Source organism: Synechococcus sp. A10-1-5-9 (assembly GCF_047716785.1).
Classification (GTDB): Bacteria; Cyanobacteriota; Cyanobacteriia; order PCC-6307; family Cyanobiaceae; genus Synechococcus_C.
Window position 1 is genome coordinate 244,561 of sequence record NZ_CP180406.1, and the last position, 14,186, is coordinate 258,746.

The window sequence follows — 14,186 nt, forward strand, 5'->3', positions numbered from 1 at the left end:
GCGAGGGAGAGCGCTTGGTGGCGGCTCCCAACAAATTGGGCCATTTCTTAAACGAGGCGCAGAACAGACCGGAGTCGAATTCAAATCTTCAACACCCCAAGGTTTTAAGTATCAATGCCTTTGTGGTCATCGAATGGACCATTCGCGCAATGCGATCGAGGCATGTCACCGATGCAGCAACCGGCGTGGCGTGTGGTTCTGTTTTGCGCCGGGTTCGCTGATTGACCCTGGCCTGATCGATTCCTCTGCAGAATCACTGCATTGATGGAGAGCGTGGTGGCTGGAGCTGGTGTGAGTCCTGCTGATCAGCGCTGGGCTTTCTGGCCGCTGCTGCCACTTAGCCACCCAATTACAGCAATAGGTCTGAGGGGATTGTCTCTGAGTTGTCCCTCGTTTTTTGTGCAACTGGGGAGAGTTATGTGCAACTGAACGCCCTTCAAATAGGAATGACGAGGCTGGGTACCTTGAAGTTTCAGGGCTGGGATCCGTCGTTGTGAATCTTGCTTCTGGCTTATGGGATTCAAGCGTGAATGGCTTGAGGAGTGGTTCCTGAGGGTCTTGAGCCCTGGGTATGGCTACGTGGTCGAAAACAGTGGAGGAAAGGCCACGCGATCTGGCTGGTTAACAGCCTCTCTTCTGGCTCAACACCTCGGTCTGACTGGTGGTCAGCCTCAGTACTTGGCAATCCGACCGAACAAGACGACCAACTGGCTTGTCTTGGATGTTGATCAACATCGATCTCCTCACCATCCAGATCGTGCTGAGGGGTCCCTCGAGCCGCTGCTTCAGAGATGCCGCTTGATGGGACTGAATCGCCCGCTGCAAATTCGCTCCAGCTTCAGAGGCGGTATCCATCTCTAGTTTCCGCTGTTTCAGCCGGTCAAGACTTTTGATGCTGCGTTAACAATGAAAAGGGCACTGTTAATGCCCGGTATTGAATCTGGCTTGGAGGCTGAGTCTTACGCCTTCCCAGAACCCGAACGTCTGCAGCTATCGGGAGGTGTTCTTGAGGTCTTCCCCAACGACAAGGCTCGTGACAGTGATTACAGGGCGATCCGTATGCCCTGCACAGGTCAAGGGAATGGCCTTTTGTTGAAGGATTCGGGATCGTCGAGGAGCCAGCAGCATTTCGTCCTCACTGGGAGGAGGCTGTTCAGTACAACCAGCTTGTTGAATCCAGGTGGATCAGCTATGGGGAGCCAGATTGTGGTCCTTACAACTTGGTTGAGGAGGGTGCCGATGGTGCTTTCAAGTTTGTTCCGCTGAACTGGGTCGTTCCTTTCTCGCGGCGCTGCGCGTCGCCAGTAGTTTCCGCGGTTAAGGGTGAGGGGCTGTTGGGGGAGCCTCGTAACAAGTCTGATTTCTCAGCGAACAGCGTGGAAGATGCCAAGTATCTGCTCAAGGTTGGCTGGACTGGTCTTGGCCAAACTCAGCAACTGCAGCTGGCCGCCTTGATGGTTGCGCGTACTCAACACGCAGAGGCCGATCAAATCGCGGATGAGGTCTGTGAGCTTTTGGTGGCTTGTCCTGGTTTTTATGAGTACCGCGGCCTGAGCTGGTCTTGTTTTTCTGGACAGGTCCCATCGTTTACTGCTGAGGCGGGGTACCGCCCATGAAACGGGGGCTCCGACTCAAGAGCACGCGCCGCATCCACTGTTCCGAGTTCAAGACCCGAGTCGCCATCGAGGCGATCAGTGTCCGCATGACGATCCAGGAGATCGCCGTCGATCACGTCATTCACCCGATTCAGGTGTGTCAGTGGAAGAAGCCGCTGCTGGATGGTGGCAGTGAGCTGTTTACGCCAGGGAAGAAGAGCAAGGACAAAGAGGCGAGCCATCCGAGAGATTCCCCTGTCTGGTGGACCTCAAGAAGTTCAGGGCAGCGGAGAAGATCTGGGCGACCGCTGTCACCTACAACCCGCTTCAGAAAGGATTCCTTTACTTGGTAGCGATTGAGTATGTGTTCTCAAGACACGTGCTCAGCTGAAAGCTCACGGGCAGCCTTGACACGGAGTTCTGCCTCTATGCATTGGAGATGGCGTTGGCAGGTGGTTGCAAGCCAGAAATCTTCCACTCGATCATGGCTGCCATTCACCTCTTCTGGCATTGTGGCGAGCCTGAAAGCAGAGAAGACCAAGATCAGCTGGTCAGAAAGGAAGCGCTGCTACGACAACATCATGGTTGAACGGCTGTGGTCCACAGTCAAGTACGTAGCCGAAGGCTTCTCGGCTAAGCCGAGTAGAGGTGTATCTGCATGCCTACAGCGATGGCTGGGAGGCAGAACCCCCCCCCATGAGGTCTACATTGAAAGCGAACCTTGTTTCTCCCGTTCAGAGTTAAAGATGCCAAGGTCTAGAACTGTGCAATAAATACCACGCACCTCAAAGAGTACTTACCTTATTGATTATTTTTTGATTAACTTGTAAGCAAAACCATTCTGGCAATAATTAAAAGAAGATAATTTTGTTATTGTGTTTTTTTGTTGCTGAACGATGTGCGTGTGCGCTTATGTGCTTTTGATGGCATTGGGCCTCATCTCCACTCGGCTCTTATCTCTCATTGAACCCTCTACTGCCGCGGTGATTTCTGAGCCATGGATGCCATCACTTCAACAACTGGCAATCCCAAGTTGCGTATTTTGCTCCATAGTCAGCACGGAAGGGTCTGGGCTTGCCAGAGCCTGCTTAGTTACACATTACAGAAGTTATCAAAACAAAAAGCCCCATGGACTAACGATACAATGAGATTATTGATTCTAAATTCATGAAAACTCTAAGAGTTGGATTCTGGATTGCATTGATATCAATGTGCCAGTTAAGAGCGAATGCGGCCCCGAAAGACGATATCTTAGCTGCGATTAATACACGATATAATGCCATGGTGACGCAGAATATGTCTGTCTATGCCAGTACTCTGGCAGACAACATCACGCTCTATAGCCCCATAGGAACAACATCAAGTAAAAGCGAGTTGATTGTACAGATGGGGCCAGGTGGTACCGATCGGATCTTGTCATACGAGCTCATCAATCCAGTCATCCATATCTATGGCAATACTGCAACGGCCAATGGGTTGGTTAATGTCAACGCAATCAGCCAGGGCAAAAAAATCAGCACTCAAGCGCGCTATCTCGATGTCTGGACGTACCAAGACGGACGCTGGCAACTGCTTGCTCGCCAAGCAGGAACTGCCAAACAATAAACCGATTATTTGAGACCATCTCCTTCATCACCACAAACCAATGAAAAATGCCTCAAAATTTATGATTGGCACGGGCGCCGCATTGCTACTGGGCTCGCCATGCGTTGCAGGTCCCATAGAAGATGTGAACAAGGCAGAGGACTATAGATATACTGTAGAGATCGCCAAGAACAGGCCCGAAATCGAAAAGATCCTGGGAGCCGAATTTTTTTACAACCAGCCAGATGGAACATACAAAACCAGATCCGCATACATTGAGTCAACACTCAAAGACAGCATGACTCAAGCGGAGAGATACAACGTCAAGACAGAAGTGATTGGCAATACTGCCATCGTTCAAGGCAATGCCAAAGTGCTGGTCGATCTAGAAGGCAAACTAACACCTTTTGATCTCAGGTATTTGAATGTTTGGGTATACCGGGATGGCCGCTGGCAGCTCGTCGCCAGGCAATCTGCACCTAAATCCGATTAGATTGAAACGTAGGGAATCTATAGAATTTGGCCAGCCTCATTAATGACAACAAAGCTTCATTGGCTTCGGTAGTTCTAACTTATTGATCCATTGACTTGATGAGATGATGCAGCGCTTCTCTAGGTCATTGTTCTGGCTTGGTGGTGTTGGTATTTCGATCGGCATCACTGTTGTCAACAGCGCACCGCTATTTATTTTCAGCTCCATTAGAGGTTCTCGTTTCTGCTTACGAGCGCAGGTATCAGGCCATGACCGAACAGGACGGTTCAGGATATGGTTACTGGATGCCGGATGAACTCTTAATTTTTCCCGGCCCAAATTTCAACCAGTAACCAAGCGCAATAAGTATCCAGCATTGCAAACAATCCAAATCGCAAGGTTATTCGTATCAAACAGCCTGAAACACCTCGGTTTCATGTGTATAGTGATATGGGTACAGTTACATGCAAAACACAATACACTGTCCAATCAGACAACAAACTAATTTTGAAAAAAGAGCGCTTCCTTGATGCTTGGCGAAAAATTAATGGGCGATGGCAACTCGTCATACGCCACAGCATCGCCGTCCAGCAAGAATGCATAGTCGTCCACAACCATGATTAAACATAGGCTTTGACACCATGATCAGATCAATTCTATGCGTTCTGGTAGGTCTGATTGGTGTAGTTGAATCGCCCGTGCTTGCCGATCAGATCAGCAACGTATATCAAATTGAATTGTCTTGCTACAACACTGGAATTAACAAGGATGCATCGGGACTAGATCCCTGCTTACCTCAGTAATTCACCTTTAACGCACCCGATGGCTCCACCAAGAACAAAGAGCAATATATGTCGTCAAACATGCAAAAGCAATCCACGAGGTCTGAACGACATTCAGTTTCGATAAATGCTTCAGCCAAGACAGCCTACTTACACGTGTCCTCGAGTTTATCTAAGCGAGTCGTTGGGATGGAAGATACAAAGAAAATTCATTATCTCAATTTATGGGTGCTGCGAAATGGAAGATGGTAATTGGTTGCACAGAAAGAAGTGGAAACAGAAGAATAGACAATGGCTGAAAATCGAACAGAATATATTTTGCAATGGTTAACTAGGGCTCAATGACTACATTTTGCATCATACCTTGATCCTCATGATCCAATGTGTGGCAGTGCAAGACAAATTGACCAGTATATTTATTGTACCGAGTGCGAATCGTAACTCTATAAGAGAAGTCGCTAGAATTAGGACCTGGTTTTTTGGCGATATTCTTAACAAATACAGTATCCATCCATTGTCCCTTCGTGCCACGATACTGCGGATCAATAGGACCTCCACGAGCAAGCTTTCCATCCACGACCTGAAAGTCATCGATAGAGTCGGGTGCTGAAACATCAATCCAATTGCCGTCGTAGTTCACTTCAACGGCAACGATCTGAAAGGGATTAACATGAATATGAAATGGGTGACTAACGAAATCTGAAGAGAGCTCCCACTCTTCTGTTGTTCCTAACTTAAGACGACGATCGATTCGATTGGGATCATAAGGATGCCCATCAACCATGAATAACGGTGCTTCAGATGCACGTGGTTTCAGTTGAAATTGCAGTGGTTTGGCAACACTAGTAACTTCAGAGGCTTCGATAGAACGATGAGGAACAAAAGCCGACAAAGTCATATTGCTTTCAAGATCATTTATAACCGAAGCTTTCATGGATTGATTAATATTGGATTGTGCGGCCCTAATGAGTTCATTCTTGATCCACAACTTAGGATGGACATTCCCCATACGAGAGTCACCCGTGACTTTGACAAATCCCAGGAGTTGATGATCTGAACGACTCCCCTGGATTGCACCTCCAGATGGCGATGCAGTATCCACAACGCACCATGTTCCGGCTTCCGGCAAGGTCACTAAAAAGTCAGTGCGATTGCCAGGGTGCAGTACGCTCACCTGTTTTTCTGATATAGAGCCAGTTGTAAGACCATCAATAGCCATCTGGTAATGAGCTACTCGTGGACCATTACAATCACTGTGAATTCGATTGCTGAGTGAATTTGCATTTTCCTGGAACTGAGATTCATTTGAATTATCACGCAACTTCCTGAATTCAATAGATACTGTGTCGTCATTTCCTGCATGAATTACCCGCCAACGCTCAATTTCACCAACTTTGGTCGTGGAGATTACTGGATGTATGTTGCCATTAATCGATGTATACCGACCTGATTGGCTCCATGTTGGATTGACAGCGCCGTCTTCGTGACGATAGAGAAGAGGTGTTTTAGGCTTGGGAGGATCGATTTGCTGATACGACTCCACAAAGCCGAGGTCTCCAGGGTCACACTTCCACGAGAAAAGAACGTTATTATCATTCTCAGAGCAGGCATAAGGAATTTGCTGCAAGTGGAGAATTTTTTCTTTGAATCCTTGATTTGCTATTGGTTTGAGAAGAACATCAATATCACCAGTCTTTGTGCCAGTAGGTTGGCGATCGCCTCGCACGATTAAAGGGCCAGACATTCCACTCGCCACTTGTAGAGCTGTGGCACCATGGCGGTGTGGATGATACCAGAATGTGCCTGAAGGATGATCTTGCGAAATTTCATAGCGATAATTGAATGAAGTGCCTGGCTTGATATCAATAAGCACATTATCGCTGTTATCAGAGGGGCTGATCCAAAGGCCATGCGTGTGCAGATTTGTTCCGTTAAAGCAGTGTGGCTTATTAATATCCTCAGGGTGAGAAACGCAATCTGCCGTTTGCGGTAAATTATTGGTAACTTTCAAAGAGAGATTGCTACCCGGGGATATCTGAATAATGGGCGCCATGGGTGGTGAAATACTAGTTTTAGATTGTTTTTCATCCCTCAAGCCTCTAAGCCTGACAAAGTCATAGTGGCCAGTGCCTGGATTCCAGATCTTGGAACTATAGAAATCTGCAACCAAATGAATCTGTTGATCAGTTGATGCACTCTCACTACCAGAGCTATTGATTTTGCTGTGTTGAGCAGTGCCATGCTCAGTAAAGCTATGCACAACAGAAGAAAGTATTACTTCAGATAAAAATATGAAACAGGCAGGAATTGTATTTTTAAATATAAGATTGCGCATGATTCAGTGATATATCTATAAAATATCACAACCATCAGGAAAGTGGCAATGCTTCCAAAAGAGTTAATATTTGGGTCCGCAATTTGTCTCACTTGACACCCAGTACTCTGCTATTTAGCCTTTAATAAAGAACGGCACAAATGGATCGTCGTAACTTTCTTGGGACTTCTGCTTCAAGCGCTGTAGCCGCTGCGGCGATAGGTTTGGGTTTACCAGCTGTTGCTCGAACAGTTGCAGAAAAAAAACAATCGTCAAAAAGTAAACAACACATTTTGATTCTAGGTGCTGGTGCCTCAGCCCTAACGGCTGCCTTGGCGCTAGAAAAAGTAGGTCATAAGACTACGCTAATTGAATATCAGGATAGGGTTGGAGGTCGTGTTTGGTCAAAAGAACTTAAGGGTGGGCAATACACCGAATTAGGAGCTGGTCACTTTCGTGGCAATATGCCATATGTCGGTAGCTATATAAAGCATTTTAAATTGCCAATTGTTACTTTAAACGATGGGCTGCCGCGCTATTTGTTAAACAACAAAGCTGCTACAGCCGCCGACCTCAGTAATTGGCCCTGGAAACTGCATGAAAGTGAAAGGGGAGTAGGGCTTCCGACACAGTTTCAGGCTTATCTGAGCCAATACGATCTTGATGCCGATTTAGTAATCGATCCGAATTTTTTGGAGAATCCAAAAACTCTGGCTCGCTTCGATAATGAGACAGTTGGCAGTTTACTTAAGAAAGCTGGTGCATCCGACGAATTTATCGCATTAATCGGTGTTCACTGCGGCGGGGGAAGTCCCTTTGATGAACCAGCTTTGGTGGGCCTTCCCGACATTGCCTATCATTTTGGAGATCAGTTCTGTTACAAAATCAGGGGTGGAAATGATCTACTCACAACCGCGATGGCTAATGCCTTAGAGGGTAATATCGAGCTCAATAGTCCAGTCAATGGTGTAATTCAAAATGGAAGTAAGATTATAGTTACTTGTGAAAATGGTAAGACATTCACTGGCGATCAGTTGATTTCTACGATTCCACCTTCAGTGCTTAATAAAGTTACGTTTAAGCCTGGTCTTACAGCACTCAAGAAAAAAGCATTTTCAGGCTTGCAATGGGTCCAAACAATCAAAGTAGTTTGTCAGTCAAATCAACCAACCTGGTTGACCGCGCAAGTTCACGGATGGCCGATGGCGGCATCCGATCAATCTTGGGAGAGAATTATCGACATCACTGGTAATGATCGAGGGGCATACGGGTATGGTAATACTTTTATATATTTAAATAATCAAGATAATCAAGATTCCCTTCGCAAATATCCAATTGAGCAACGAGCCTCTCGCATCATCAGTTTGTTCCAAAAAGACAATCCGGATTTACTTGATAAAGTTGTTTTTTCAGAATACTGGGATTGGGAATCTCAACCATGGATCAAAGCATCACTTGGTTTCGTTAAACTAGGCCGAGGATCTGTGATCACCGAACTTCAAAAGTCGGACGGTAGAATCCACTGGGCTGGTGACTGGACAACTTTAAAAACAGGCTGGGTGGAAGGAGCGATTGAATCTGGATTGCGAGCAGCAAGAGCTATTGATCCAAGTGCACCATTCGTAACCACGATGATTCGCGCTGAACAAGCTTGTTAAATACTTATCACATGATGTTACCTTCACTCGTGAACAGTGTAAGTAGCTATACATTGGTTTAGTATTTACCTGGGAATTAGGTTAGAGGGAAATCGAATATTCTTTATCTTGTTATTTCTTGCCCCAGCATGGGCTGTATAGTAACTCTTTGCTTTATCTAACGTTGAAGTTTAACTTTTATAGTGTTCCATAAAGTTTTTTAGCTGCTGGATATACTTCAGGATGAATCTTCTTGATTCTTTCCACTTGTATGGAAGTGTTTCGTCTTGTAGTAAGCCATTACTACAGCTTGTTGTTGGTGATCAGTACAGCTACCTTGATCCAGCATCTGCAATCAGGGGGTTATCCACACAATGGCGACAAAAAATATGCTTGAATATGTACTGATTGATCACGAGGTCTGCACCGATGCAGGTAAAAATTCTGTTTTGCTTTTGGGTACAAAAAGATAACTCTTATAACTTAATGTCAGATTATCCTTTTCTCTTGCCCAACATCATCTCAGCTAGATCAATGGGCTTGACGGAATACTAAAACGTCAATCTAATATAAATGCCTAACCAGCGATATTTAGTCAAAGCCGGACAGTCAATTTGGTCTACTATGACTAGATGCATAGTAGTACTCGCAGCATTTTCTTCGAAAACGATTCAGAATCTATCAAAGAAAAAGTAGGCTTTAATTGTTGTCAGATACAAGGAGAGAGTGTTTTCGCTATAAGCCATCTTCCATATTAATGCCTTGAATATAGTTTAGTTTTGATGAGATTTGGCTTGCAACCCCAGGCGGCCACTTCGATGAATAGCGATACAACTGTGCGATTGCCTCATTGTATTTTTGTAGTGTTGCAAACCAGCGACTTGCTGCACTTTGGTACTGATCCAAGGCCAGAATAAGGTTTGTGACACTTGATGCTGAGTATCTATTGGCCTGCTCAGATCTAACTTGAAGAGACAGAAGAGTTTGATCGATTTCTCTGTTTACAACGGGCAATTGGATTAACTGACTCGTATAGGCGGAATATGCTGTTTTAATCTGTGCTTCAACCTCTAAACGATTAAGGGCAGCTTGCTCTTGACTGGCCTGTGCTTTTTTGCGGAATGATGATGATTGCGCCGCAAGAACCCCGCTATCAAAGATAGCCCATTTGACTCGTACGCCTACGGATTTATCAAGAGTGTACGAATTTACCGTGGAGGTATTGTTTGAGGCGTTTGTTTTCAAGCGAAAATTGTCATTCTCCAGCTTGCCGATTGCCTCTGCTGTTATTTCAGGGTAGTATTTTCTAACAAGCGAATTAGCGCGATTGTTCGCGGCTTTTGACTGAGAATTGGAAATCTTTATTTCTTCACGCCGGTCCAAGGCTCTTGATATGGTGTCATTCAACTCTTCCTCCCATTTCCCATTGAGACCTAGCTTCTCTGAAGGCAGAATAAATGAATCAGGTGGTAATGCCAGTCGAGAAGCTAAAGAAGCGGATAGACGAACAACATTTTGCTGGGCAGAAACGCGCAAGGACAACGCCTGGAGCAAGCGGGCTTTTAGGGCTGCCAGAATTTCATCGCTCTCCTGCGAGAGTTGCTCAGAATCACTTAATTGCAATAAATTCTTTATATAAATATAGATTCCGTTGAAGACATCTTCTTCTTGTCTTGCACGTTGCAAATCGAAGTAGTCTGACTGAACATTCAGAACAAGGTCGCGAACATCTTGCCTAAAACGCAGCACTTGAGAGAATATATTTTCTCGTTGCGTTTGCAACAGGCTGTTTCGGGACAAATTGAGTAGACTCCAGCTTATCTTTAGCTCTGGCTTGAGATTTGAGCCATCCTGAAGTCGAAAATCACGTAATGACGATGGGTCGTTTTTGGATAATGAGTATTTTTCTATTGTCTTGTTACGGTAACCTATTGGTGAATCGAGGTTTAGTGCTGGAAGCCATTTGCGTTGAGTAGAGATGGAATCCCAAACTAATCCTTCATATAGCTTGTATTGCCTAACAATGTTCGGGTTTCTCTCCAGGGCCAGACTAATGCTCTCATTAAGAGTCATTTTCTTGGCAACCGCTGAAAGACTGATTTCATAATCGCGGATCATTTCTGTCATGACTTCAGTAGGGTCATTGGGGGCAACCTGCTGATCAATAAGAGGCTTTGGTGACCGAACTAAATCAACTAGATTTTGATACTCCTGTTGATATTCTCTTGTCTTTGCTGGTGAGGATAGAGATAGAAAGAAGATTAATAATCCTATAGGTAATGGCGACAAGCATTCCAGCAGTCTGGCCATCTTGAGATGGGGATAGATAATCTTGTTTGTATAATAGTCGTATTTTGTCTGAATGCAGTCATAGGGACTGATCCCGCAACAGCATGGACATTCATAATGTATTCGGTATTCTAGTGTTCTTACTTATTTCTGAGCGAGGTGCTCAGTGCTTAACAACCAATATTCAAAATACACCAAAATCATCCTTAATATGTGCTCACGACTCAGCTTTAGCAGCCAGTCGTGCAGGTAGACGGTGCTTACACACTCTTTACGGTTGTAGTCCTCAATCGCCTGCATCTACGGGCTTGACTTCGTCGCATCACTTAGGGTGGCGGGTCGTCGGCGGTCTGCCATTGCAGATAGGCCACTACCCAATTACCAGCACTGGTTACCCCTACCTGGCGTGAATCCCCATAAAGGTGCTCCACCTTATTTATCGAGTAGCTGGGTTCGCCCAGCACGGTCGAGCTGGTCATGATCGGCAGCAGGAATACCAGTAGTTCGCCGCGCAGCCACCTGTCGATTTTGGCTTCTCGCGTGGCGTGCCGATGCTGAGAAGCCGGCAACCGGCGAGACGGGTGGTGCTGTTCTGCGCCGGAGTGGGTGGTTTGACCCTGGCCTGATCCATTCCTCTGCAGAATCACTGCATTGATGGGGATAGTGGCTGGAGCTGGTGTGAATCCTGCGGATCAGCGCTGGAGTTTCTGGCCGCTGCTGCCTCTTTAGCTCAAGTGGGGTTAATGGATTTGAAGGTCAAGTCCCTGACTTGTCCCTGGAATTTTGTGCAACTGGGACCAATGGTGTGCAACTCCCAGGGAGCTGACCTCGCTTCAATCTTGCTTTACAGGACATGGTCCAAGACCACCTGCCTGTAGTCATCCAATTCGGGCACTTCAACGCCGTGAACCTTGGTCCGGTCGGCCCAACGGCGCAGCGCCATGACATCTGCCATCCCCTCAAAGGTCAACAGACGCATTGCTCAAGAACGACTGAGTTCTGCGCCTTGCAAGGTAAAGCTCCGTTTGTGCGCATCCGACAGTCCCGCGTAATACGTCTCATCCAGAGAGCGCAGCAACCGTTTTGCTGAGACATTCCGCTGTATCGGGGCCACACCTGCTTGTGGAAGAACAAGAGAGTGCTCGGGCAGCGACGACCTCATGGGCACAGCCAGTCCTCCATCGTTCACAGCTGTCATCGGTCGCCCATCCCGAAGGCGGCAGGTCGCTGGTAATTCTTTTTGACGCCATTGTGTTTAATCGCGACTCACATTTCAGGGCTCCAATCAGGGATCAGAAGTCAGCGGTATGGGTTCACCTTGAGTATTGGTTTGGATGACTGTGCGTGTCGGGAACGGCATGCTTGCTCCCAAGCTTTCCACCACATCTCCCACCAGTAGCAGCAAGGTATGTTGCAGTTCGAGGGCGTCTAGATAGTCGTTGCCGGTGCTGCAACACACCAGCTGGCAATCCAAGCTGGATTCGCCATAGCTCTGAAGAACCACAAAACGTTCGTGTTGCTGATCTACATTCTCATTCCGCTCCAGCTGCCGTAATAGCTCTTCGCGGATGGCTGGAATTTTGTTTCTATCATTGTAGGTGACGGAGAAATTAACGACCAGGCGCCGATTGTCGATTTCACTAACGTTAATTACGGAGTTTCTGCCAAAAATAGAATTTGGGATGAAAACTGGCTCTCTGTCGTAGGTGCGAAGTTGGGTGTAATACCAGCTAATTCTCTCGACAAATCCTGAGAGTTTCTCCGATGGGATCTCAATGAAATCCCCTACAACAAATGGGCGATTGATGTAAAGCGAAAATCCCGTGAGGGAGTTTGAGACCACGTTTTGCGCGCCGAATGCGACGGCTGCAGCTCCCAGCCCACCGGCCGTGGCCAGCACAGAGACAGGGACTCCGAGAATTTCCAAAGCAGCTAGTAACAGCAGCACAAACGAAGTGGTGCTCAGGAGTTTTTCCAGTACATCCACAAGGAACAGCTTTTCCCGGTTTGCGAGGCTTGCGGGCAGCCGCTCTGTGATTTCGGTTCGTTGTCCTCGGAAGCAGCCTCTCCATCGCCGAATTGTCCATGCCGCTCCACAGGCCAGCAGGAAGCCGCGCAAGCTCTCCAGCTCCAGGATCGATAACTTTGCTCGTGCTGGTATCAACTGAAGCAGCCACGTGGTGAGCGCGATAGCCAGCACCGTGCTGCATACGCTCAAGCAGGAGGAGAGCAAGAGGCTTCTCCAGGGCTGGCGCCGAAAAACCGTTTTAGACAGGATCTGCAAGGCGGTCCAAGCCAAGGCGGCGATCAGCACGCCAAGCAGGAGTCGTTCCAGACGCCAGGGCAGTTCCGGGATCAGCATGGTGCCCGCACACGGGAGCATCTCTCTTGATGCTCTCAGCCGGCGTAAGCCAAGGTTTGCCGCCATCCCGGAGTGTCATGGAAAGACGGGAACCTCAGCGTTGAACCACAGGCAAAAAGACCCCCCCGTCAAGAGCAGGGGGAGATATGAGCGCAAATGGCTTTTGCGTTTAGCTGTCGTTTTTGTAGAGCTTGCAAGCCTCGCTATCAGCCAAGGCCGGATCGGTAGAGCACAGATGCCTCATTAAGCCGTCTTGGTCGTGTGGAGACAGGGTTCCGTCTGCGCCCCACTTCATGCAGGTATTCAGGGTGCAATCGACAGGCTTTTTGAAACCTTCGTACATGTGACCCTCCTTGTTGGGTCAACTGACCTTGGGATCCTTTCTCTGTCGCGGGATCAATAACACACAAATCTTGTCAGGACCTCAACACAAGTCTTGGTTCAGTCCTGGCCGTCCGAGCACAACTTGCGCATCGCATTGATCCCAGCGCAAGGCACGTCGGTTCCACAATCGACTTATTTGCCCCAGAAGGCAATGAGCAGGACAGCTGATTGCCGGGTTCTCCATGGCTGCCGAGAGTGTGTGCATCGAGATCGGAGGAGCCCATGACGGCCGAAACTCCACCTGAGCAAATCCCAGAAGCAGCCTGACTTTTCTGGCCCCTGCTCCAACTTTTCAACCCAACCGTGAGCGCCTCGTCTGTGACGACACTGATGTGCGTCTGATCAGTCGACACACCTCTGCACCGTTCGTCAAGGTGCCCCGTAGGAGTCCCGCCTCACACCTGGACCAAATGGCCCCAGGGTTGCCACAAGCCAGACGCTTCAACCTTCCTCTTTCAGTCCCATTGCCAAGGAGATCCCCAAAGGCAACACGTACTGACTAGGTCGACTGCAATGCATAAACGAGCGAGCTAGGCCGTCTCTCCACCGGGAGGGGCGGCCTTCCTCTTTGTCGGTGATTGGGGTAGTCGTTGCTGTCAGTGATGTCGATGCTGGATCGCTGTTGATCGGTCAGTTTGGTTCTTCATTCACAAGAAAAAGCCTCCTCTTAGGAGTGGTCTTTCTGATTTTGTTAGCCTCAATTACTTTGGCTGTTTAGAGATCCAATAATCAGGAGCATCCTCTTGTTGGATGCAATACAATGATTG

Annotated in this window: 13 protein-coding genes and 1 pseudogene; 7 read left to right on the top strand and 7 right to left on the bottom strand. The window is 47.5% G+C overall.

Features of this window, described 5'->3' with window-relative positions; translation table 11 throughout:
* Positions 1-17 precede the first annotated feature (17 nt).
* Positions 18-221 (top strand): hypothetical protein, encoded by a 204-nt coding sequence (locus ACLM45_RS01645; RefSeq protein ID WP_415410270.1) that lies wholly within the window; start codon positions 18-20, stop codon positions 219-221.
* A 292-nt stretch (positions 222-513) separates the two neighbouring features.
* Positions 514-861: a hypothetical protein gene (locus tag ACLM45_RS01650; protein WP_415410271.1), complete on the top strand. Its 348-nt coding sequence runs from the start codon at positions 514-516 to the stop codon at positions 859-861.
* 673 nt (positions 862-1,534) lie between these two features.
* On the opposite strand, the gene ACLM45_RS01655 is transcribed toward ACLM45_RS01650, so the two are convergent.
* Complete coding sequence (locus tag ACLM45_RS01655) at positions 1,535-1,837, bottom strand: hypothetical protein (RefSeq protein ID WP_415410273.1); 303 nt, start codon at positions 1,835-1,837, stop codon at positions 1,535-1,537.
* A gap of 925 nt (positions 1,838-2,762) precedes the next feature.
* Between ACLM45_RS01655 and ACLM45_RS01660 the strand changes: the two genes are divergently transcribed.
* From ACLM45_RS01660 to ACLM45_RS01675, 4 genes and pseudogenes are all read left to right on the top strand, one after another.
* Positions 2,763-3,200, top strand: coding sequence for a nuclear transport factor 2 family protein (locus ACLM45_RS01660; protein WP_415410274.1), 438 nt, complete (start codon positions 2,763-2,765; stop codon positions 3,198-3,200).
* Positions 3,201-3,240: 40 nt separating this feature from the next.
* A complete protein-coding gene (locus ACLM45_RS01665; RefSeq protein ID WP_415410275.1) occupies positions 3,241-3,672 on the top strand; it encodes a nuclear transport factor 2 family protein in 432 nt (143 codons plus the stop codon).
* Between the two features lie 387 nt (positions 3,673-4,059).
* A complete protein-coding gene (locus tag ACLM45_RS01670) occupies positions 4,060-4,275 on the top strand; it encodes a nuclear transport factor 2 family protein (RefSeq protein WP_415411320.1) in 216 nt (71 codons plus the stop codon).
* 191 nt (positions 4,276-4,466) lie between these two features.
* Positions 4,467-4,685: pseudogene (locus tag ACLM45_RS01675) on the top strand (hypothetical protein); the annotation flags it as partial.
* A 79-nt stretch (positions 4,686-4,764) separates the two neighbouring features.
* On the opposite strand, the gene ACLM45_RS01680 reads toward ACLM45_RS01675, so the two are convergent.
* The gene (locus tag ACLM45_RS01680; RefSeq protein WP_415410276.1) at positions 4,765-6,768 is read right to left on the bottom strand and encodes a multicopper oxidase family protein; all 2,004 of its coding nucleotides are present in this window, start codon (positions 6,766-6,768) and stop codon (positions 4,765-4,767) included.
* Between the two features lie 140 nt (positions 6,769-6,908).
* On the opposite strand from ACLM45_RS01680, the gene ACLM45_RS01685 reads away from it, so the two are divergent.
* Positions 6,909-8,405, top strand: coding sequence for a flavin monoamine oxidase family protein (locus ACLM45_RS01685; RefSeq protein WP_415410277.1), 1,497 nt, complete (start codon positions 6,909-6,911; stop codon positions 8,403-8,405).
* 714 nt (positions 8,406-9,119) lie between these two features.
* Here ACLM45_RS01685 and ACLM45_RS01690 read toward each other — a convergent pair.
* From ACLM45_RS01690 to ACLM45_RS01710, 5 genes are all read right to left on the bottom strand, one after another.
* Complete coding sequence (locus ACLM45_RS01690) at positions 9,120-10,694, bottom strand: TolC family protein (protein ID WP_415410278.1); 1,575 nt, start codon at positions 10,692-10,694, stop codon at positions 9,120-9,122.
* A 305-nt stretch (positions 10,695-10,999) separates the two neighbouring features.
* On the bottom strand, positions 11,000-11,242 hold the full coding sequence (locus ACLM45_RS01695; RefSeq protein ID WP_415410279.1) for a hypothetical protein: 243 nt from the start codon (positions 11,240-11,242) through the stop codon (positions 11,000-11,002).
* Between the two features lie 275 nt (positions 11,243-11,517).
* A complete protein-coding gene (locus ACLM45_RS01700; RefSeq protein ID WP_415410280.1) occupies positions 11,518-11,652 on the bottom strand; it encodes a hypothetical protein in 135 nt (44 codons plus the stop codon).
* A gap of 3 nt (positions 11,653-11,655) precedes the next feature.
* A complete protein-coding gene (locus ACLM45_RS01705) occupies positions 11,656-11,871 on the bottom strand; it encodes a hypothetical protein (protein WP_415410281.1) in 216 nt (71 codons plus the stop codon).
* An 87-nt stretch (positions 11,872-11,958) separates the two neighbouring features.
* Positions 11,959-13,101 carry a mechanosensitive ion channel family protein gene (locus tag ACLM45_RS01710; protein ID WP_415410282.1) on the bottom strand — a complete coding sequence of 381 codons (1,143 nt, stop codon included), beginning with the start codon at positions 13,099-13,101 and terminating at the stop codon, positions 11,959-11,961.
* Positions 13,102-14,186 lie beyond the last annotated feature (1,085 nt).

Excerpts from the sequence above, each read along its gene's own strand:
- ACLM45_RS01650 (WP_415410271.1), top strand. The coding sequence starts at position 514 with ATGGGATTCAAGCGTGAATGGCTTGAGGAGTGGTTCCTGAGGGTCTTG.
- ACLM45_RS01655 (WP_415410273.1), bottom strand. The coding sequence starts at position 1,837 with ATGGCTCGCCTCTTTGTCCTTGCTCTTCTTCCCTGGCGTAAACAGCTC.
- ACLM45_RS01660 (WP_415410274.1), top strand. The coding sequence starts at position 2,763 with ATGAAAACTCTAAGAGTTGGATTCTGGATTGCATTGATATCAATGTGC.
- ACLM45_RS01665 (WP_415410275.1), top strand. The coding sequence starts at position 3,241 with ATGAAAAATGCCTCAAAATTTATGATTGGCACGGGCGCCGCATTGCTA.
- ACLM45_RS01680 (WP_415410276.1), bottom strand. The coding sequence starts at position 6,768 with ATGCGCAATCTTATATTTAAAAATACAATTCCTGCCTGTTTCATATTT.
- ACLM45_RS01685 (WP_415410277.1), top strand. The coding sequence starts at position 6,909 with ATGGATCGTCGTAACTTTCTTGGGACTTCTGCTTCAAGCGCTGTAGCC.
- ACLM45_RS01690 (WP_415410278.1), bottom strand. The coding sequence starts at position 10,694 with ATGGCCAGACTGCTGGAATGCTTGTCGCCATTACCTATAGGATTATTA.
- ACLM45_RS01700 (WP_415410280.1), bottom strand. The coding sequence starts at position 11,652 with ATGCGTCTGTTGACCTTTGAGGGGATGGCAGATGTCATGGCGCTGCGC.
- ACLM45_RS01705 (WP_415410281.1), bottom strand. The coding sequence starts at position 11,871 with ATGACAGCTGTGAACGATGGAGGACTGGCTGTGCCCATGAGGTCGTCG.
- ACLM45_RS01710 (WP_415410282.1), bottom strand. The coding sequence starts at position 13,101 with ATGGCGGCAAACCTTGGCTTACGCCGGCTGAGAGCATCAAGAGAGATG.